This window comes from Pedobacter sp. JCM 36344 (assembly GCF_046546555.1).
Classification (GTDB): domain Bacteria; phylum Bacteroidota; class Bacteroidia; order Sphingobacteriales; family Sphingobacteriaceae; genus Pedobacter.
The window spans coordinates 97,880-118,054 of sequence record NZ_JBKHKK010000012.1 but is presented as its reverse complement, the minus strand read 5'-3'; the positions used below and the strand labels follow the sequence as shown (position 1 = coordinate 118,054).

22 protein-coding genes are annotated in these 20,175 nt (G+C 40.0%); 15 read left to right on the top strand and 7 right to left on the bottom strand.

The genetic code is table 11. From position 1 onward, the window contains the following. The first annotated feature begins 33 nt into the window (after nt 1-33). Both ACHFIZ_RS12965 and ACHFIZ_RS12960 read left to right on the top strand, forming a co-directional pair. The gene (locus ACHFIZ_RS12965; RefSeq protein WP_410886502.1) at nt 34-990 is read left to right on the top strand and encodes a methylenetetrahydrofolate reductase; all 957 of its coding nucleotides are present in this window, start codon (nt 34-36) and stop codon (nt 988-990) included. A 51-nt stretch (nt 991-1,041) separates the two neighbouring features. Beyond that, nucleotides 1,042-1,491: an META domain-containing protein gene (locus ACHFIZ_RS12960; protein WP_410886501.1), complete on the top strand. Its 450-nt coding sequence runs from the start codon at nt 1,042-1,044 to the stop codon at nt 1,489-1,491. On the opposite strand, the gene thrC is transcribed toward ACHFIZ_RS12960, so the two are convergent. Genes thrC through thrA form a run of 3 tightly spaced genes read right to left on the bottom strand, consistent with a single transcriptional unit; the run spans nt 1,466 to nt 6,177 of the window. Further along, a complete protein-coding gene (gene thrC, locus ACHFIZ_RS12955) occupies nt 1,466-2,770 on the bottom strand; it encodes a threonine synthase (protein WP_410886499.1) in 1,305 nt (434 codons plus the stop codon). The genes ACHFIZ_RS12960 and thrC overlap by 26 nt on opposite strands. Nucleotides 2,771-2,786: 16 nt before the next feature. Then, nucleotides 2,787-3,722: a homoserine kinase gene (locus ACHFIZ_RS12950; RefSeq protein WP_410886497.1), complete on the bottom strand. Its 936-nt coding sequence runs from the start codon at nt 3,720-3,722 to the stop codon at nt 2,787-2,789. A gap of 7 nt (nt 3,723-3,729) precedes the next feature. After that, nucleotides 3,730-6,177, bottom strand: coding sequence for a bifunctional aspartate kinase/homoserine dehydrogenase I (thrA, locus tag ACHFIZ_RS12945; protein WP_410886495.1), 2,448 nt, complete (start codon nt 6,175-6,177; stop codon nt 3,730-3,732). A 263-nt stretch (nt 6,178-6,440) separates the two neighbouring features. Here thrA and rsgA point away from each other — a divergent pair, with 263 nt between their 5' ends. The 3 genes from rsgA to ACHFIZ_RS12930 are packed head-to-tail and all read left to right on the top strand — an operon-like array spanning nt 6,441 to nt 8,168. Beyond that, nucleotides 6,441-7,361: a ribosome small subunit-dependent GTPase A gene (gene rsgA, locus ACHFIZ_RS12940; RefSeq protein WP_410886493.1), complete on the top strand. Its 921-nt coding sequence runs from the start codon at nt 6,441-6,443 to the stop codon at nt 7,359-7,361. A 21-nt stretch (nt 7,362-7,382) separates the two neighbouring features. Continuing rightward, nucleotides 7,383-7,835: a D-aminoacyl-tRNA deacylase gene (gene dtd, locus ACHFIZ_RS12935; RefSeq protein ID WP_410886491.1), complete on the top strand. Its 453-nt coding sequence runs from the start codon at nt 7,383-7,385 to the stop codon at nt 7,833-7,835. Between the two features lie 6 nt (nt 7,836-7,841). After that, the gene (locus ACHFIZ_RS12930; protein WP_410886489.1) at nt 7,842-8,168 is read left to right on the top strand and encodes a nucleotide pyrophosphohydrolase; all 327 of its coding nucleotides are present in this window, start codon (nt 7,842-7,844) and stop codon (nt 8,166-8,168) included. Nucleotides 8,169-8,171: 3 nt separating this feature from the next. Here the strand turns inward: ACHFIZ_RS12930 and ACHFIZ_RS12925 are convergent, their stop codons facing one another. The 4 genes from ACHFIZ_RS12925 to rsmA all read right to left on the bottom strand — a co-directional run bounded on the left by ACHFIZ_RS12925 (nt 8,172) and on the right by rsmA (nt 10,999). Continuing rightward, nucleotides 8,172-8,564: an HIT family protein gene (locus tag ACHFIZ_RS12925; RefSeq protein WP_410886487.1), complete on the bottom strand. Its 393-nt coding sequence runs from the start codon at nt 8,562-8,564 to the stop codon at nt 8,172-8,174. Between the two features lie 10 nt (nt 8,565-8,574). After that, on the bottom strand, nt 8,575-9,048 hold the full coding sequence (gene greA, locus ACHFIZ_RS12920) for a transcription elongation factor GreA (RefSeq protein ID WP_410886485.1): 474 nt from the start codon (nt 9,046-9,048) through the stop codon (nt 8,575-8,577). Between the two features lie 188 nt (nt 9,049-9,236). Further along, a complete protein-coding gene (locus tag ACHFIZ_RS12915; protein WP_410886483.1) occupies nt 9,237-10,163 on the bottom strand; it encodes an NAD(P)-dependent oxidoreductase in 927 nt (308 codons plus the stop codon). Between the two features lie 50 nt (nt 10,164-10,213). Continuing rightward, nucleotides 10,214-10,999 (bottom strand): 16S rRNA (adenine(1518)-N(6)/adenine(1519)-N(6))-dimethyltransferase RsmA, encoded by a 786-nt coding sequence (rsmA, locus tag ACHFIZ_RS12910; protein WP_410886481.1) that lies wholly within the window; start codon nt 10,997-10,999, stop codon nt 10,214-10,216. Between the two features lie 100 nt (nt 11,000-11,099). Here rsmA and pdxA point away from each other — a divergent pair, with 100 nt between their 5' ends. From pdxA to ACHFIZ_RS12860, 10 genes are all read left to right on the top strand, one after another. Continuing rightward, nucleotides 11,100-12,179, top strand: a complete 1,080-nt coding sequence (gene pdxA, locus ACHFIZ_RS12905; protein WP_410886479.1) for a 4-hydroxythreonine-4-phosphate dehydrogenase PdxA — start codon at nt 11,100-11,102, stop codon at nt 12,177-12,179. A 65-nt stretch (nt 12,180-12,244) separates the two neighbouring features. After that, nucleotides 12,245-12,781 carry a YceD family protein gene (locus tag ACHFIZ_RS12900; protein ID WP_410886477.1) on the top strand — a complete coding sequence of 179 codons (537 nt, stop codon included), beginning with the start codon at nt 12,245-12,247 and terminating at the stop codon, nt 12,779-12,781. 18 nt (nt 12,782-12,799) lie between these two features. After that, nucleotides 12,800-12,991 (top strand): 50S ribosomal protein L32, encoded by a 192-nt coding sequence (rpmF, locus tag ACHFIZ_RS12895; RefSeq protein ID WP_410886475.1) that lies wholly within the window; start codon nt 12,800-12,802, stop codon nt 12,989-12,991. A 95-nt stretch (nt 12,992-13,086) separates the two neighbouring features. Further along, the gene (gene plsX / locus ACHFIZ_RS12890; protein WP_410886473.1) at nt 13,087-14,028 is read left to right on the top strand and encodes a phosphate acyltransferase PlsX; all 942 of its coding nucleotides are present in this window, start codon (nt 13,087-13,089) and stop codon (nt 14,026-14,028) included. Between the two features lie 6 nt (nt 14,029-14,034). After that, nucleotides 14,035-15,024, top strand: a complete 990-nt coding sequence (locus ACHFIZ_RS12885) for a beta-ketoacyl-ACP synthase III (protein ID WP_410886471.1) — start codon at nt 14,035-14,037, stop codon at nt 15,022-15,024. Between the two features lie 72 nt (nt 15,025-15,096). Continuing rightward, complete coding sequence (accB, locus tag ACHFIZ_RS12880; RefSeq protein ID WP_410886469.1) at nt 15,097-15,579, top strand: acetyl-CoA carboxylase biotin carboxyl carrier protein; 483 nt, start codon at nt 15,097-15,099, stop codon at nt 15,577-15,579. 78 nt (nt 15,580-15,657) lie between these two features. Beyond that, on the top strand, nt 15,658-16,998 hold the full coding sequence (gene accC / locus ACHFIZ_RS12875; protein ID WP_410886467.1) for an acetyl-CoA carboxylase biotin carboxylase subunit: 1,341 nt from the start codon (nt 15,658-15,660) through the stop codon (nt 16,996-16,998). An 80-nt stretch (nt 16,999-17,078) separates the two neighbouring features. After that, nucleotides 17,079-17,948 carry a twin-arginine translocase subunit TatC gene (tatC, locus tag ACHFIZ_RS12870; RefSeq protein WP_410886465.1) on the top strand — a complete coding sequence of 290 codons (870 nt, stop codon included), beginning with the start codon at nt 17,079-17,081 and terminating at the stop codon, nt 17,946-17,948. 63 nt (nt 17,949-18,011) lie between these two features. Beyond that, entirely contained in the window at nt 18,012-18,455 is a 444-nt protein-coding gene (rpiB, locus tag ACHFIZ_RS12865; protein ID WP_410886463.1) for a ribose 5-phosphate isomerase B, read from the top strand. Between the two features lie 19 nt (nt 18,456-18,474). Further along, on the top strand, nt 18,475-20,076 hold the full coding sequence (locus ACHFIZ_RS12860; RefSeq protein ID WP_410886461.1) for a M28 family peptidase: 1,602 nt from the start codon (nt 18,475-18,477) through the stop codon (nt 20,074-20,076). The last annotated feature ends 99 nt before the right edge of the window (nt 20,077-20,175 follow it).

Genomic DNA, 20,175 nt, shown 5'->3' with positions numbered 1-20,175 from the left:
CTACCTAAACAGGCAAAAAAACGACACCACGAAATGAAAATCATTGACCATATAAATAATGCCAACGGTAATACCCTGTTCTCATTTGAGCTTCTTCCGCCGATAAAGGGACAAAGCATCAAAGGAATTTTTGATGCAATAGATCCATTGATGGAGTTCAACCCTCCATTCATTGATGTGACTTATCTTCGTGAAGATTATATCTATAAGCAACATGCAAATGGTCTTTTGGAAAAGGTAGCTTACCGCAAACGTCCTAGTACGGTTGCTACCTGCGCAGCCATTATGAACAAATATAAGGTTGATGCAGTTCCTCATTTAATTTGCGGGGGTTTCACTAAGGATGAGACAGAAAATGCATTGATAGATATGCAGTTCTTAGGCATCGACAACGTCTTGGTGTTGAGAGGAGATGCCAGAAAAAGCGATAGTGCCTTTATACCTACTCCGGACGGACATTCCTTTGCATCAGACTTACTTGGTCAGGTAGCAGACATGAACAAGGGAAAATACTTACACGATGACATGGGTACTTCCGAAAGGACTGATTTCTGTATTGGTGTAGCTGGCTATCCTGAAAAGCACTTTGAATCGCCTAACCTGGATACTGATTTCAGGTATTTAAAAATGAAGGTAGATATGGGGGCAGAATTCATTGTTACTCAGATGTTCTTCGATAATTCTAAATACAAGGAGTTTGTAGATAAATGTCGCGCAAATGGCATTAATATTCCCATCATACCGGGGCTAAAACCTATCACAAATAGCAAACAATTGGTAAGTTTACCAAAGGTATTCCATCTGGACATCCCACTCCCATTGAGTGAAGCGGTGCAGGCTTGCAGCAATGAGAAAGATGTGAAAGCCATTGGCATTGAGTGGATGATTAGCCAGTGTAAGGAGCTAAAGGCTATGGGTGCACCAGTGCTGCACTTTTATACTATGGGTAATCCAGAGCCTACAAAAAAGATAGTTCAGGGCGTATTCTAGTATTTTTTGGAATAGTCTTTGTATCTTACACTTCCCCAGAGATGTTGAGCTATGAAAAGATTATTGATTCTTGTTACCTTAGTTACCGCCTCTATCGCTGCTTGCACAACGATGAAGTCGGGCACAATAGGTTCTGAGGGTTTATCACAATTAACCGGCGTTTGGGAGATGAACCATATCTCCGGGCCAAGGATTCCGTTCAACGGGTTGTACCCTGCAAAAATACCTGTCATTGAATTCAATACCCGAGAAAAAAAATTTAGTGGTAACACGAGCTGCAACTCATTCTCAGGAACATTGGTTGCCGATGACAATACGATTAGCTTCAATGAACCTTTTGCCATGACAAAAATGGCTTGCCCTGGTGAAGGAGAAACTACTTTCTTACAAATTCTGCAGAAAGTCAATACCTACTCTGTAAGTAACGATACCACCTTATATTTCATGATGGGTGATATTGTCATCATGCGTTTCATTAAAAAGAATTCAAGTACTCCTTAAAGTCTGGATAATTTACTGCCATCTTAGTCGCTTTCTTTTCTTTCGAATGTAATGAAGCCACCTGCTCAGGATTAATAATTTTTTCTTTCAACTCAGCAGGAAACACATCTGGAAATTTGCAAGCGTGAGCGGTTGATAAAAATACCCCAGCCTCTTCATACTTCCTATCTTCTGCATAACTTTTCAAGGCTAGGTAGGCGATTGCGGTGTGCGGACAAGCGATATATTGAAATCGCTCATAAAGTTCGTTCATCCCCTGCAATGTTTGCTCATCGTTAAAACTGTAGCTGGTCACCAGCTTCTTAAGAGCTTGCGCATCATTCTGGAAAAGATCCATAATTCGTACAAAATTACTCGGTGCACCCACGTCCATTGCATTTGCATAGGTTTGCACGGATGGCTTTGTCTCATACACTCCTGTTTCCAAAAATCTTGGAACAGTATCATTTACGTTTGTTGCTGCAATAAACTGCTCAACTGGTAACCCCATCTTATAGGCAAGCAGACCAGCAGCGATGTTGCCAAAATTACCTGATGGCACAGAAAATACCACGTGATTCTTACCCTGCCTTTTTAGTTGAGCATAAGCATTGAAATAATAGAATGTTTGAGGGATAAGCCTGGAGATGTTAATAGAATTTGCAGATGTTAGCCGGAATTTCTCATTAAGTTCTGTATCGGCGAAAGCTTGTTTAACCAACGCCTGGCAGTCGTCAAAAGTTCCATCAATTTCTATCGCATGAATATTTTGTCCGTTGGTACACAATTGCAGTTCTTGAATTTCGCTGACTTTACCTTTTGGATATAAAATGGTAACTCGTGTATTTGGAATACCGAGAAAACCTAAAGCAACGGCGCCACCTGTATCACCAGAGGTAGCCACAAGCACATCCAGGATCTTCTCATTTTCCTTTAAGAAATACGCCATCACTCTGCTCATGAAACGCGCGCCAAAATCTTTAAAAGCCAAAGATGGTCCGTGAAATAATTCAAGAACATACATTTCATTATCTAACGCCACTACAGGAGCTTCAAAATTGATCGCATCGTCTATGATGGCTTGTAAATCTTCCGAGGGAATAGCTTCCTTCAGTAGAACGGAGGCCACTTTAAAGGCGATCTGAGAAAGCGTAAACTTATCAATGTTATCTATAAACTCCTGATCCAATTCAGGCACGTATGAAGGCATATATAAGCCCTTATCCAAAGGCATGCTATTGAAAACCGCAGTAGCGAAGTCTACTTCAAGATTGTGGTTATTTGTACTGTATAATTTCATGTTGGCTGTGGTTTGACTAGTCCAGTATTACCGGACCTTTTTTATTTACTTCCGAGACGAATGAAAGACTATTGATGGCTAATCCTTTCAAATGACTCTGCAGTTTTTCTGTGATCTTGTTGGCTGTTTCGGCATCTTTTGTTAGCGCAAATACGGAGGGTCCAGAGCCTGAAATACCAAATCCGATTGCACCCGCGCCCAGTGCCAATTGCCGCAAGACATAAAAATCAGGAATCAGGATGGCGCGCGTAGGTTCTACCAGCACATCTGTCATACTACGTCCAATCAGGTCATAATCCTTCATAAACAGACCACTTACCAAGCCTGCTACGTTTCCCCATTGGGTTACGGCATCTTTCAATAATACTTTTGAGCGAATCATTTGCCGGGCGTCTTTTGTTGGCACGTCTACTTCAGGATAGACAATTGCAGCATGCATATCTTCAGGATGGGGCAGACTAATAATATCTAAAGGTTCATAGCTTCTGATCAGCACAAAACCACCCATTAGTGCTGGCGCAACATTATCTGCATGTCCATAGCCACAGGCCAACTCCTCCCCTTTCATTGCAAAAGGAACTAGCTCCTGATTAGTAAGGAGATTATCAAATAGTGAGTTGACGGCAAATAAACCAGCGACAGTACTTGCAGAGCTGGAACCGAGGCCACTCCCTATAGGCATTTTTTTATGAAGTTCGATATCAAGCCCAAAATCCGGTTTACCAATGTGGTTCAGGTAATGTTGAACACTGGCACTCACGGTATTCTTTTCTGGACTTAGCGGAAGTTTACCTCCGTCACCGGTGATCTTTGAAATTATGATGCCTTTGGTTTCTGTAAGGCGCATCACTACTTCATCGCCCGGTGCATTTACAGCAAAGCCTAAAACATCATAACCGCAAACAACGTTGGCAACAGTTGCAGGGGCAAAAACTTTAATTGAGTTTCTCATTTGAATATTATCTTTTACCTACGTTGATGATGTCGGCAAACACGCCGGCTGCAGTAACTTCTGCGCCTGCCCCAGGGCCCTTTACAACTAACGGTCGGTCCTTATATCGGTTTGTAGTAAATGAAATGATGTTATCGCTTCCAGACAGTGTAAAGAATGGATGGTTCTGGTCTACCATTTGAAGGGTAATAGAAACATTACCATTTTCCATTTTACCGATGTAGCGCAATACCTTTTTATCCGCAGCCGCGGTGTTTTTCAAATTCTCAAAGTAATCGGTGTTGTTCTCCAATTCTTTGTAGAAATCTGCAACAGTATCTGCTGCCATACAGGACGGTGGAAGCATATTTTGTAATTCGATATCTTTTTCTTCCAGGGGATATCCTGCATCGCGAGCAAGTATGAGCATTTTACGCATGAAATCCTTTCCATTTAAGTCGTCTCTCGGATCTGGTTCCGTGTACCCTTTATCTTGCGCTTCTTTGACTACCTCGTGAAAGAGTACGCCTTCTTTATAATTATTAAAAATATAAGATATTGTTCCGGATAGGATCGCTTCAATTCTGGAGATCTTATCTCCACTTAGCATCAAATCTCTTAACGTACGGATAATGGGTAATCCAGCTCCAACGTTCGTTTCGTAAAAGAAATCAACACCATATGTTCTTGCTGCTTGTTTAAACGCAGCATATTGTTCATATTCCGCAGAGTTACCGATCTTATTGCAGGTAACCACAGATATACTCGACTGCAGGATGTCCAGATAAAAATCTACCGGATTCTGACTAGCTGTATTGTCCACAAAGACGCAATTAGGTAAGTTCATGGCCCTCATTTTTTTAATAAAATCAGGCAAACTTGCGGCCATATCCTGCTCAAATAACTCTTGTTCCCAGTTGTTCAAGTTAATTCCATTTGGATTGAGCAACATTTTCCTGGTATTACTGATGCCCATGACTTTAACCTGCAAATCATTGTTATCCGCAAGAAAAGACATCTGATTTTCCAGTTGCTGGAATAATGTTTTACCGATGTTACCTGTTCCAAGGCAAAACACATGCAATGTTTTCTTAAGGTCAGCGTAAAAAGCATCGTGGACAGCATTAACTGCTTTGGAAAGATCTGCCTTTGAAATGATTACAGATATATTATACTCTGAAGACCCTTGAGCAATGGCTCTAACGTTAACTCCATTACGACCTAAGGCATTGAAAAGTTTGCCAGACATACCCGGCGTGCGTTTCATGTTTTCTCCTACAATAGCCAAAATAGAAAGGCCGTTTTCTACCTCAGGATATTCTAGTTTTTTCACCTGCAGTTCCAATTCAAATTCCTTATTGATCAAGCTAAGGGCTTTTAATGAATCTGCTGGTTTAACCGCGAAAGTAATGCTATGCTCTGAAGAGGATTGAGTAATCAACACGATGTTGATCTGCTCTCGAGAAAGCAGAGAGAATAAACGTCCACTAAAACCGGCTTTACCAACCATACCGCTACCGGAAAGGTTCAGAATACTAATTTCATCAATAGAAGAAATCCCTTTTATCGGCAAGTTAGAAGGACTAACGCCATGCCTGATGTAAGTACCCGGAAAGTCGACGTTGAAAGTATTTTTGATCACAATAGGGATTCTTTTTAAGAACGCTGGGATCATTGTTGGCGGATAAATCACTTTAGCCCCAAAATAAGAAAGCTCCATTGCCTCTGTATAGCTGAGTTCTGGCAGCGAGAAGGCTTTATTTACAATACGTGGATCTGCTGTAAGCATACCATCCACATCGGTCCAGATTTGAATTTCCTCAGCATTCAATGCGGCACCCCAAATGGCGGCAGTGTAATCGCTTCCCCCGCGACCCAATGTGGTCACGCGACCCTCGTCATTACTTGATATAAAACCGGTAACGAACAACAATTTACCCTTATTGGTAGTATAGAAATCCTTAATCAGCATTTCAGAAAGGTTGGTATTGACCTTCGCTTGTCCGAAGTTGTTATCTGTTTTTATCAGCTCAGATCCGTCAACGTAGATAGCTTCTGGAAACTCTTGTTTTGCTATGTGGCTAATCATTGCTGTTGAGCAACGCTCACCATAGCTCAAAATCAAGTCTTTAGTTTGGGGGCTTAATTCCCTCAGATTGTAGACAGATTGAAGGATATCTTCCAGTTCGTTAAAAAAGATCTTCAGTTTGGTAAGCACTGGATTTTGTGCAGAGGCAGGTAACAGGGCTCGGATAACTTTGAAATGTTTTTCTTCTACTTCTTTAAGATTGGTGCTGTATTCTTGCAGGTTCATGGCATTCTCCGCCATTTCAAGAAGCTCATTCGTGATGCCACTCATCGCAGACAATACGACGACCGGATACTCTGATTCAGCATTTGGCTTTAACAAAGCGATCAAAGCATTTATGCTTTCTTGCGAACCAACAGATGTACCTCCAAATTTTAAAATATTCATAATATTAGGTTATAAAAAAAACGCCTTCCCTTTTTACAGGAAGGCGCTTCTTATGGTGTTTATCTTTTTCAGTTACCACATTAGTTTGCCTTCCTCCGAGTAATCCCGGTGGTGGTGATAATGGCAGTAATTGTTGAGTTGTTATACATTGTATTTTTTACACTAACTGTGCTGTGGCGTAAAGTAAAGTTATATTATTCTAATAAGCAAATGATTATTAAAATATTTAATTCAGTTGCTGAATTCTTACCTTTGCCCATTATATGCAAGGATTAGTTATTAAATCGACAGGCAGCTGGTATAATGTACATGGTGTAGATGGCAACAATTATGATTGCAGGATCAAAGGTAAATTTAGGATCCAAGGCATTCAAACTACTAATCCAATTGCAGTTGGCGACATAGTAGAGTTTGAAATGGAGCCAAACTCTGACAAGGGGGTAATATTTAAACTCCATGAAAGAAAGAATTACATCATCAGGAAATCCATCAATTTATCTAAGCAGGCGCAGATCATTGCCGCCAATATGGATCAGGCGTTTTTGGTAGTTACGCTCGCTTCACCGAGAACCTCATTGGGCTTTATAGACCGCTTTTTGGCAACAGCTGAAGCATACAGCATTCCGGCGGTATTAATCTTTAATAAACTAGATCTTTTCCATAAAGAAGGGTTGTCAATACTTGATGAGTATAAAAGTATTTATGAGAATCTAGACTATCCATGTTATTCTGTTTCTGCTCTTGCAGGAACGAACATATCATTGGTTGAATCCCTACTAAAGGATAAAACTACCTTATTTTCCGGGCATTCAGGAGTTGGAAAATCTAGCCTGATCAACGCTTTACTTCCCGGTCGGTCTATCAAAACTGGAGATGTCTCGGAGGCAACCGACAAAGGGCAACATACGACGACCTTTGCGGAGATGCACACCTTGCCATTTGGCGGTTATCTTATTGATACGCCTGGTATTCGTGAACTGGGAATCTTCGACATCAGACCAGAAGAACTGAGCCATTATTTCAGAGAGATGCGCGCATTAATTAATGAATGTAGGTTTAACAATTGCAGGCACGTAAATGAGCCAGGTTGCGCTGTCGTGGAAGCTGTAGAAAATGGAGAGATTGAAATCAGCCGCTACGAAAGCTACCTTAGCATTTTTCATGGTAACGAAACAAGAGCATAAAATTTTAAGCATAAGTTAAAGATGCGGGCAGTTATACAAAGGGTTACGGAAGCAAGTTGCATTGTGGAAGGTAGAGTTACAGGCAGCATCAGCCTTGGCCTACTGGTACTTCTTGGCATAGAAGATGCCGATACTCTGGAGGACCTGGAATGGCTTGCTGGCAAGATACATGGCATTCGTATTTTTGGTGATGAAAATAACCTGATGAATAAAGCACTATCGGACGTAGATGGGGGCATTTTGTTAATTAGTCAATTCACCTTGTACGCAGCTACAAAAAAAGGCAACAGGCCTGGATTCATAAGAGCAGCAAGACCAGACAAAGCAATACCAATGTACGAAAGGATGATTGAGCGTTTGTCATCACTGCTTGGGAAAAAAGTAGAGACCGGTATTTTCGGGGCAGACATGAAAGTTTCCTTATTAAACGACGGTCCTGTAACAATCATCATTGACACCAAAAACAAGGAGTAAAGCACCATGACTATTAAAGAAGCTCAAGAAACTGTAGATCAGTGGATAACTACAACTGGCGTACGTTATTTTAACGAATTGACTAATACGGCAATCTTAATGGAAGAAGTTGGCGAGGTGGCGAGAATCATGTCCAGAAAATACGGAGAGCAATCTTTTAAGAAAAGTGATGAGGCTGTGGACTTGGGAGATGAAATGGCCGACGTGTTATTTGTATTGATCTGCCTTGCTAACCAAACAGGTATAGACCTGACCAGCTCACTTGAGAAGAATCTGGTCAAGAAAAATATACGTGATTCGGATCGTCACAAAAACAATCCTAAGTTAAAATAGCTTTTACAGTGCTGCTTTAATCCTTAGGGCAGCCTCTTCTAATTCTTCGTTAGAAGGAGAAAGTTTAGGTCTGCTGAAGTTCATGTCATTCACTTCGTTCATAGGAATTAAGTGAATATGCACATGAGGGACTTCTAAACCAATTACGGCTACACCTATTTTTTTACAAGGGAAAGAGTCTTTGAGTCCTTTCGCAACGATTTTAGCAAATAGCGTGAGTCCGAAATAACTTTCTTCATCCATATCAAAGATGTAATCAATTTCCTTTTTAGGAATTACTAATACGTGCCCCATCACCAATGGATTAACATCCAGGAAGGCAAGAAATTCAGTAGTCTCTGCTACGATATGAGCTGGGAGTTCCCCATTAACAATCTTGGAAAAAATGGTTGACATGTCTTTTAAATTATCTGGTTATTTCTAAAATTTCAAACTCAATTTTCCCGGCAGGAACTTGTATCTCCGTTTTGTCACCTACCGATTTACCTAACAAACCTTGGGCTATTGGCGATTTCACAGAGATCTTACCTGTTTTCAGATCAGCCTCTGATTCCGCCACCAGTTGGTAAGACATGGTTGTGCCATTCTTAATGTTTTTAATCTTTACGATGGAAAGCGCAAGCACTTTGGACAAATCCAATTTTGACTCATCTATTAGTCTTGCTGTAGAAAGTGTATTTCCCAATTTTGCTATTTTCGCCTCGTGTAAACCCTGCGCTTCTTTAGCTGCATCGTACTCTGCATTCTCAGAAAGATCACCTTTATCTCTAGCTTCAGCTATCGCTTTAGATATTTGCTGTCTGCCTATGGTCTTCATTTGATGAATCTCTGCTTTTAGTTTATCTAAACCATCTTGGGTATAATATGTTACCTCTGTCATAGCTATTTTTGTTATTGTTAATTCCTATAAAAAGCAAACAAGACTACATCGGCTATTTCGCCTACATAGTCTTGTTTCAATTAAAACGAAGATAATATGGCTATACCACAAAAGCAAATTAAAGCAGAAAATTGTATCTTGACTCTAAACACGATCCTATATTAATCCCTTATCTTAGGTGTATTCAATTAGTATATAGTACTTAATTTGGATGCGAGAACTTCAGATATTTTACGATAGGAGTCAAAGGTCCAGCCTCCAACATGAGGAGTAAGGATTACATTCTTAGCTCTGATTAGATCAGCGTACCAATCCTGTTCTGCAAGTATTGGAAACTTTTCAACTTCTAATACATCTAGTGCAGCTCCAAGGACTTTTTTCTGATCTATGGCTTTTAAAATAGCTCTGGTATTAACAATTTCTCCACGAGCTGTATTAATAAAGAAAATAGGCTTCCGAAAATGGAATAAATACTCTTCATTAACCATTTGTCTGGTTTCAGAAGTCAATGGAACATGAAGGCTGAGTGCGTCGCTTTGTCTTACAATTTCTTCCATGCTAACCTCCTTTGCAAATTTATCAGAAAAACCCGTCTTATATTTGTCGTACGCAATCACATTTACTTCAAAGCCTTTCAATTTTTTTGCAAAGCTCTTACCCATAAAACCATAACCAATTATCGCCACGGTTTTGCCTTTCAATTCGTAGCCTCGATTAGCTTCCCTATCCCATATACCGTTTCTGATCTGCTGATCTGCGATCCGTAAATTATTCATTAAAGACAGCAGTAAGCCCGTAGCATGTTCACCCACTGCATCCATGTTTCCTTCAGGAGCATTAAGCAATTTTATATTTCTTCCTTTGGCTATCACTTCATCTATGTTATCCAGGCCGGCACCAGCTCTGGCCACAAACTCAAGATTTAAAGCCGCGTCAAAGAAGTCCTTATCCAGTCTGAATTTCGTACGAACAGCGATGCCAACATAATCCTTAATCACTTCAAAGATCTCGGCTTTAGTAATCTGGGGGCGGTCATCAACCTCGAAGCCTAATATTTCTGCTTGTTCTTTGAAAGTAGGATGAAGGTCGTCGACTATCAAAATCTTTTTTATCATGGTGCTGTAACTAAAATTAATTTTTCTACTAAAAAAACGCAGAATAAAGGCTAGAGTTGCATGAGTGATGTTAAATGCTGGGTTAAGGAAATAAAGTCTCCAACACTCAACTGTTCTGCACGTTTATCAAAGAAAACATGGTCGTCCATTTTGTCTTTCGGCACCACTCCTGAAAGTGCATTGCGTAACGTTTTTCGCCTTTGATTGAACCCTGCCTTTACGGTTCTCCAAAAGAACTTCTCATCACATGGTAAGGTTTCCACATCATTTCTGCTCAACCTGATTACACCAGAATTCACTTTAGGCGGGGGATTAAACGTCCCTGGCTTTACAGAAAATAGATACTCTATGTTGTAATATGCTTGTATAAGAACACTCAAGATTCCATAATCTTTTGTCCCCTCTTTCGAAGCACAACGCTCGGCAACTTCCTTTTGAAACATACCAACCATCTCCACCACGCTTTCTCTATTTTCCAATATTTTAAATAGGATCTGAGAGGAGATATTATACGGGAAGTTTCCTATGATGCCATATTTACCGGGGAAGATCTCCGATAGGTTGAGTTTTAAAAAGTCTCCGTTGATCAGTCTCTTACCAAGCTGAGGATATTTTTCCTGAAGGAAATGATAGGACTCCACATCGATGTCTATCAGGTAAGTTTCCAGGTCTGTACGCTCAAGAAGGATGTCTGACAAAATTCCCATCCCTGGTCCCACTTCTAGAACCTGCGTATACTGATCGGTATGAACAAGGCCATTGACAATTTTTGCGGCAATCTTTTTATCAGTTAAAAAATGTTGCCCAAGATGTTTTTTCGCCTTTACCAAACTCATAGCTAGAAGTGTTAAAAGCTGCAAAATAACTAAAGTTTTATCAGTATCGGCCTAACATTAGGTTGAAATTCTGTAATTTGCACCATATTTCTATTTGGACATGAGTGATAAAATTAAAATCGGAATTAGCATTGGCGATGTAAACGGCATCGGATTAGAAGTGATCATGAAGTCGTTAGCGGAACTGCAAATTCTTGATTATTGTACCCCAATAGTTTACGGACATACCAAGGTTGTATCCTATCATAGAAAGGCACTTGGGATGGGTGATTTTGTTTTCAACGTGATCAGCAGTCCGGAAACGGCTAACCCCAAAAAGGTCAATATGATCAACTGCTGGGAGGAAGATGTGAAGATCGATCTTGGTGTTGCCAATGAAATAGGCGGTAAATATGCGTTGACCTCTCTTGAAAAGGCAACTGATGACCTTGTTAGTGGAGCGATTGACGCATTAGTTACGGCGCCTATTAATAAACATAATATACAATCAGCAACATTCAATTTTCCAGGGCACACTGAATATCTTCAGGAACGTAGTGGGAGTAAAGATGTTTTGATGTTCTTGTTAAGTGAAGATTTGCGTGTTGGCGTAGTCACCGGTCATATTCCATTGACAAGCGTAGCGCAGAGCATCACGAAAGACAAGATTATGAAGAAGTTGGTTTTGATGAATGAAAGCTTGAAAAAAGATTTCTGGATTGAGAAACCGAAGATTGCTGTTTTGGGGTTAAATCCGCATGCGGGAGACAGTGGACTTCTGGGATCAGAAGAGGAACAGGTTATTATTCCTGCAATAAAGGAGGCTTTCGATAAAGGAATCATTTGTTTCGGACCATATCCTGCGGATGGTTTCTTTGGAAAGGGGAGCTTCAAGCAGTTCGATGCTGTGTTAGCAATGTATCATGACCAAGGTTTGATACCATTTAAAACGCTGGCTTTTAGCACAGGCGTAAATTACACAGCTGGACTGAAGTTTGTACGCACTTCTCCGGATCATGGAACGGGCTATGATATTGCCGGCAAGAATGAAGCTGATCCAACTTCATTCATTGAAGCTATATTTTCTGCAATTCATATTGTGAAACGCAGAAGAGAACAGGAAGAACTTTTAAAGAATCAGCTTCGTAGTGGAGGTAAACTCGTCGAAACTGCTTTTGATTTAAAAGACGATGCAAATTAGACTACAAAACTATTTGCACTAAATGAAATTAATTCTTACATTTGCGGGCTAAAATTTTGTTATCATTGAGACCATTAAAACAATTTTCGATCCCCTTTACAGGCTTAAAAATTGGCAAACATCAGTTTGATTTTGAGATTGATAACAGCTTTTTCGATGCTTATGATTACTCTTTAGTAAAAAAAGGAGAATTAAAAGTAGAAGTTGAATTAGACAAGCAGGAAACCATGCTGATCTTACAGTTCCAGATAAACGGGACTATAGTTTTAGATTGTGATAAATGTTTGGCAGAATTCAATGCACCAATAAGTATCCACGAAAGGCAGATTGTAAAGTTTGCTGAAGATGGCTTGGAAAGTGATGACTTGGAAATCATCATGCTCAATAAAAAAGAAAGTGAGCTTGATATTGCTGACTTAATTTATGAGTTCATCACCGTAGGGGTTCCTTATATTAAAATATGCGAGCAGAATGGCGATGGCCAGAAATGCGACCAGGAGATGATTGCAAAACTGGAAAGCTTCGCGATCGGATCTCATAGTGAAGAAGAAGAAAAACAAGATGAGGACCCACGTTGGTCAGCATTAAAAAAATTAAAATAATAATTAAATAAATCAGCAATGGCACATCCAAAACGCAAGATTTCTAAAAGCAGAAGAGATAAAAGAAGAACTCACTATAAAGCAGAAACTCCTTCTTTATCTACTTGTCAAACAACAGGAGCAATACACACTCCTCACCGCGCATACAACGTTGATGGTAGCTTGTACTACAACGGTAAATTGGTTATTGAAAACACCGCGATAGCTTAATTTCTGAAAATAGTTTGTGTTTTCAGTCTCTTAAGCTTTAACTTAGAGACTAAAATAACGGCACTTATTGCCTCATACACAAACTGATTTTTACTATGAAAATAGGTCTCGATATAATGGGTGGAGACTATGCTCCTAAAGCAAATGTTTTAGGAGCGATAGCGGCCCATCCACTGTTATCTCCTGGTGAGCGAATTGTGCTTATTGGAGACACAGCTCAAATTAAGCCTTTGCTCGCTGAAAACGGATTTAACCCCGATCACTTTGAATATGTACATACCGAAGAAGTAATCGGTATGGGCGAGCACCCCACCAAGGCCATTGTTCAAAAATCCAATTCAAGTATTTCCGTTGGCTATCAGCTTCTTAAAGAAGGTAAGATTGATTCATTTGCTAGTGCCGGTAACTCTGGCGCTATGCTTGTTGGTGCCGTGTTTAGTGTAAAAACTATTTCAGGCATTATCCGCCCCTGCCTTTCCACGTTTCTGCCAAAATTAAGCGGCGGCGTGGGACTGATGGTTGACGTTGGTGCTAATGCAGATTGCAAACCAGATGTATTGCTTCAATTTGGCGTATTGGGCAGCATGTACGCAGAAAATGTAATGGGAATACCAAATCCAAAAGTGGCCTTGATCAATATTGGAGAGGAAGACGAAAAAGGCAATATGTTAAGTCTTGCGACCTTCCCATTAATGAAAGACGCAGGACTCTTTAACTTTGTAGGTAATGTGGAGGGAAGAGATTTGTTTAACGAAAAGGCAGATGTGATAGTTTGCGATGGGTTTACGGGCAATATCATGCTAAAGTTGGCTGAATCGTTTTACGTACTCACTAAAAAGAGAGGTCTGAAAGATGAGTTTTTTGACCGCTTTAATTATGAGAACTACGGTGGTAGTCCAGTACTTGGCGTAAATGCTCCTGTAGTTATAGGGCATGGAATATCAAGTCCTACGGCTGTTAAAAACATGATTCTTCAGTCTAGAGACATGATTATCAATGGCTTAGTAGGGAAAATACAGGCTGCATTTAACAATTAATAAGAAATGAGTAAAATTCACGCTGCGATTACGGCTGTTAATGGCTACGTCCCGGACTACATTCTGACTAATAAAGAAATGGAGTCTATTGTAGATACGACAGACGAGTGGATCACCTCCAGAACAGGAATTAAAGAGCGAAGGATACTAAAGGGGGAAGGTCTGGGAACTTCTGACATGGCGGTTCATGCCGTTAATGGCCTATTGAAAAAGCGTGGAATCGGAGCCGAAGAGATTGAATTGATCATTTTTTGTACAACAACGCCCGACCTACCCTTCCCTGCCTCTGCCAATATCCTTGCTGATAAAATTGGAGCGAAAAATGCATGGGGATTTGATTTACAGGCTGCTTGTTCAGGTTTTATTTATGGTATATCCACAGCCACTCAATTTATTGAATCTGGCAAACACAAAAAGATTTTAGTTGTTGGGGGAGATAAAATGTCTTCCATTGTCAATTACGAAGATCGTACGACATGCATCATTTTTGGTGATGGATGCGGTGCCGTATTGCTAGAGCCAAACTATGAAGGAAATGGAGTAATAGATTCTATACTGAAAAGCGATGGCTCCGGCAAACAATTTCTTCATCAGAAAGCCGGTGGTTCAGCCCGTCCTGCCTCTCACGAAACTATTGACAATAACGAACATTTTGTATATCAGGAAGGTCAGGCCGTATTTAAATTTGCGGTGACCAACATGTCCAATGTCGCTGCTGAAATTATGGAGAGAAACCATTTGACATCTGAGGATGTTGCCTGGTTGGTCCCGCATCAGGCAAATAAGCGCATCATTGACGCGACTGCTTCAAGAATGGGTATTGGGCCTGAAAAAGTAATGATAAATATTGAGCGTTACGGCAATACAACAAATGGAACTATTCCTTTATGCCTATGGGAATGGGAGAGTAAATTGAAGAAAGGAGATAACATCATTTTAGCTGCATTTGGCGGCGGTTTCACCTGGGGATCAGTATACTTAAAATGGGCATATTAATTATAATATCATAAAAAAGCATAACTTAGTTAATTCTAAAAACACATAGTTTTCATAAAATAACACCAAAAAATGGATATTAAACAAATTCAGGAACTTATTAAATTTGTTTCTCGTTCGGGAGTAAATGAAGTTGCTATTGAGCAAGAAAACTTCAAGATCACTATTAAAACAAATCAAGCGCCTACAATAGTTCAGGCTTCTTTACCAGCTCCTGTTGCTACCGTTGCAATACCTGCAGCTGCAGCTCCGCTGCCAAGTTCTGTTACAGAAACAAAAAGTGCTGAAGGTACTGATGCTGAAGTTGCTTCGAAATATATCACCATAAAATCTCCAATGATCGGAACATTTTACCGTTCATCTAGTCCTGATAAGCCATTTTTCTTGAATGTTGGAGATGAGGTTTCTGTGGGTAAAGTAGTTTGTATTATTGAGGCGATGAAACTTTTCAATGAGATTGAAAGTGAAGTTTCCGGCAAAGTTGTTAAGATCCTTGTTGATAATGCATCACCAGTGGAATATGATCAGCCTTTATTTTTAGTAGAACCAATGTAAAAAAGTTAAGTCTTTCTTACACTCAGGAAGACGCTGGTTTGATAGTGCGCTTAGAAAGACTAGCTAAAAGGAAAAATTATGTTTAAGAAAATATTAATTGCCAACAGGGGCGAAATTGCATTACGTATTATTCGTACCTGTAAGGAAATGGGCATTAAAACGGTAGCAGTTTATTCAACGGCCGATAGAGAAAGCTTACATGTACGCTTTGCTGACGAGGCTGTTTGCATCGGCCCCCCACCAAGTAAGGATTCTTACTTAAGTATTCCAAATATTATCTCTGCAGCTGAACTTACAAATGCGGATGCAATACATCCTGGTTACGGCTTCTTATCGGAGAACGCTAAATTCTCTTCAGTTTGCCGCGATTATGGAATTAAATTCATTGGCGCAACACCTGAACAAATCAATTCAATGGGAGATAAAGCCTCTGCCAAAGAAACGATGAAAATTGCAGGGGTACCAACTATACCAGGTTCTGAAGGCTTGCTTGAAAGCTTCAAAGAAGGAATCAAATTAGCAAATGGAATGGGCTATCCTGTAATTTTAAAAGCAACGGCCGGCGGTGGAGGTCGTGGTATGCGCGTTGTTTGGAAAGATGAAGACTTTGAAAATGCCTGGGATAGCTGTAGACAAGAATCTGGAGCTGCTTTTGGAAATGATGGACTTTATCTCGAAAAATATATTGAAGACCCTAGACATATTGAAATCCAAATCATTGGTGATCAGTATGGAAAAGCTTGCCATTTATCAGAGCGTGACTGTTCCATTCAGCGTCGCCATCAAAAATTAGTTGAAGAAGCTCCCTCGCCTTTCATGACTCCAGAGTTGAGAGAAAGAATGGGAGAAGCTGCGATCAAAGGTGCAATTTCGGTTCAATATGAAGGTGCTGGTACCATCGAATTTTTAGTTGACAAACACCGCAATTTCTATTTCATGGAAATGAATACCAGAATCCAGGTTGAACATCCGGTTACGGAAGAAGTTATCAACTATGACCTCATTAAAGAGCAGATTAAGGTTGCTTCAGGTATACCAATATCAGGTAAAAATTACCTACCTAATATGCATGCCATTGAATGTAGAATAAATGCAGAAGATCCATTTAATAACTTTAGACCTTCACCGGGAAAGATTACCAATTTTCATTCTCCGGGTGGTCATGGTGTGCGTGTAGATACCCACGTATACGCAGGTTATACTATACCTTCAAACTACGATTCAATGATTGCAAAGCTAATTTGTGTTGCGCAAACGAGAGAAGAAGCAATCAGTACTATGGAACGTGCTTTGAGTGAATTTGTGATCGAAGGGATTAAAACAACTATACCTTTCCACTTGAAATTGATGAAAGACCCTAACTTCAGAGCAGGGAACTTTACAACCAAATTCATGGAAACTTTTGAATTTTCAGAATAATAAAAATTTTTTATAAGATTTAAAACGTAAATACCATTCTAAATTAAATAGAATGGTATTTTTGTTTCCAAATAAAACGCATGAGTGACAATAAAGCTAAGGACCTTATAGGTGCTATAAAAGAAAAAGGCAGAAAACTTGAGGCAGAAATGTCGTTCTTCGATCACATAGATGCATTGAGAAAGCATTTGCTTCGCGCTTTAGCGGTAGTGCTGGTATTTACCGCGGGAGCTTTTTATTACACAGATTTCATTTTTAATACGGTGATAATGGGGCCAATAAACCCACGTTTCTGGACCTACCGCATGATGTGTAAAATATATGAGCGTTTTCCATCTATTGGAGAGGAATTCTGTATTAAAACAATTGAGGCAAAAATTATCAATACGGAGATGTCGGGTCAATTTACACTCCAGTTGAATGCCTGTGTAATGGCAGGTTTAATTTTAGGGATTCCATATTTGCTTTTCGAGATCTGGCTTTTTATCAGGCCTGCCTTACATGAAACTGAGCGCAAATCTGCTAGTGGTTTTGTTGCCTTTGCTTCTTTGTTATTCTTTACGGGAATTCTTTTTGGGTACTATATCATTTGCCCGCTATCGGTAAACTTTTTAATCAACTTCAAGGTGAGTCCGGATATTGAAAATACCTTCACCATTGATTCCTACTTATCCACTGTCATGACGCTAACCCTTGGTTCGGGAATCATCTTCCAGCTGCCGGTAGTTATTTACATACTATCGAAAGTGGGCATTATGACTCCTGCTTTTATGCGTTCCAGCAGAAGATACGCTGCAGTGATTATTTTAATCGTAGCAGCAGTGGTTACACCTACCGCAGATCCATTTACGATGTTAACAGTAGCTCTTCCACTATTCCTATTGTACGAGATAAGTATCTATATTTCAGCTAATATTGAACGAAAGAGAAAAAAAGCGCTGGCATCATAAGGCAAAAATTAACTAACCAAAGCTTTACAAAACTTTATACTATTTCTGTTTATTTTTGAGATTATGTCAGTTGAACAAAAGATAAGAATCGCTATCGGGTCAGATCATGCTGGCTTCGAGTATAAAGAAATCTTAAAAGCATTTTTAGCGGACAACTATCAGGTGAAAGATTTTGGAACTCATTCATTAGATTCAGTGGATTATCCTGATTTCGCACATCCGGTTGCTTCGGCTGTAGAAACTAATGAGTTCAACTTTGGCATTCTAGTTTGCGGAAGTGCGAACGGTGTAGCTATTACAGCTAACAAACATCAGCATATACGTGCTGCTATTTGCTGGTTGGATGAATTAGCGAGCCTTGCGCGGCAACATAATAATGCAAATATATTGTGTGTGCCTGCAAGATTTGTTTCTGAAGAGCTTGCCAAACAAATGGCTAATACATTTTTAACTACTGATTTTGAAGGTGGCAGACACGGAAATAGAGTCGATAAAATTGCTTGTTAAAAAAAATTACTTATTATTCATGAAAAAACACATTCTATACCTCGGCCTTGTGGCCCTTTTGAGTTGCAATGCTAGTGCTCAAAACAAAAACGCCATTAAGTTCAGCAAAACTATCACTAAAGAAAATGCATACGAGCATCTTTCAGTGCTCGCATCAGACGAGTATGAAGGGAGAGAAACTGGAAAGAAAGGTGCCTGGATGGCTGCTGATTACATTAGAAATCATTTTAAATCTTTCGGATTAAAAGGGCCTGTAAATGGCAATTACTTCCAAAAAATTGATATGGTTAACTATGACCTCGCACAAATACTTACTGTAGATGGGCAGGCTGCGGAGGCAATCAAAGATTTCTACATTCCAGGTCAAACCGTGGCGAAAGACGGTTTTGCGTTTAATACAAATTCAATTCTCTTTGTAGGTTATGGCCTGAATAAGGATGGCTATAACGACTTCGAAGGGCAGAATGTGGCAGGAAAAGTGGTGATGCTATTCAAATCAGGACAACCAATCGGCTCGCCGGCTACCACTCCAGCTACTGTCCGTGCTGACGCATTAGCCTTGAATGGAAAACTAAAATTCTTAACCGAGAATAAGGCAACGGCAGTCATAGTTGTTGACTTGACGATCGACAACATGTCTTCGAACCTTAAAGCCTATTTAGAATCATCTCCATTGGTGATGAAAACTCAGGAAAATATCGATAAGATGAAAGCTATTCAGGGACTGGTCACAATAAATATCGGCTCTGTAGTCGCCGAAAAAATATTCGCGGCAGCTAGCACCAGTATTGAGGGCATAAAAAAGAAAATCGCAGACAGTGGAAAGCCCGCCTCTCAAGAGATCAAAATCAGCGTAAGCGCAAGTGCTCAGAAGGTTGAGCAACCAGTAAGAGCAGAAAATGTGCTGGGCTTCCTAGAAGGTTCTGATCCTAAGTTAAAAAAAGAAGTAGTTGTCGTAACTGGTCACTATGACCATATAGGGTTAACCACCAGTGGTGAGGATAAGGTAAACAACGGCGCTGACGATGACGGATCTGGTACGACTGGCGTTCTTATGCTTGCGGAAGCATTTGCCAAAGCTAAAAAAGCGGGCTATGGTCCAAAGAGGAGTATTCTCTTTATGACTGTAGTTGGTGAAGAAAAAGGCTTACTTGGTTCTGAATGGTATTCTGAACACCCAATATTTCCACTGGAAAATACCATTACAGATTTGAATATAGACATGATTGGTCGCGGAGATAAAGATCATGAAAGTGACAATAACTTCGTTTACATCATTGGTTCTGACATGCTAAGCTCTGATTTGGATAGGATCGGAAAAAAGGCTAACAAAGATTATGTAAATATCAACCTGGATGAGCGATACAATAACAGAACAGATCCCAATCGCTTTTACTATCGTTCAGATCACTATAACTTTGCGAAACATGGCATACCGGTAATCTTTTATTTTAACGGTGTTCATCCTGAATACCACCAGCCAGGGGATGAAATCGCCAAAATCGACTTCCCTATGCTTGCAAAACGTGCCCAGTTGGTTTATTTCACTGCTTGGGAATTGGCTAACGGCCTTAAACGTCCAATCGTTGATAAAAACGATGACGGTACGCCCAAAAAATAGCATACACCATACATCTGTTAAAACCTGCTAGCAAAGCGGGTTTTTTTTAAACTCCATCACAAATTTTTAAAGGCTGCATCCTTATTGAATATAAGCGCA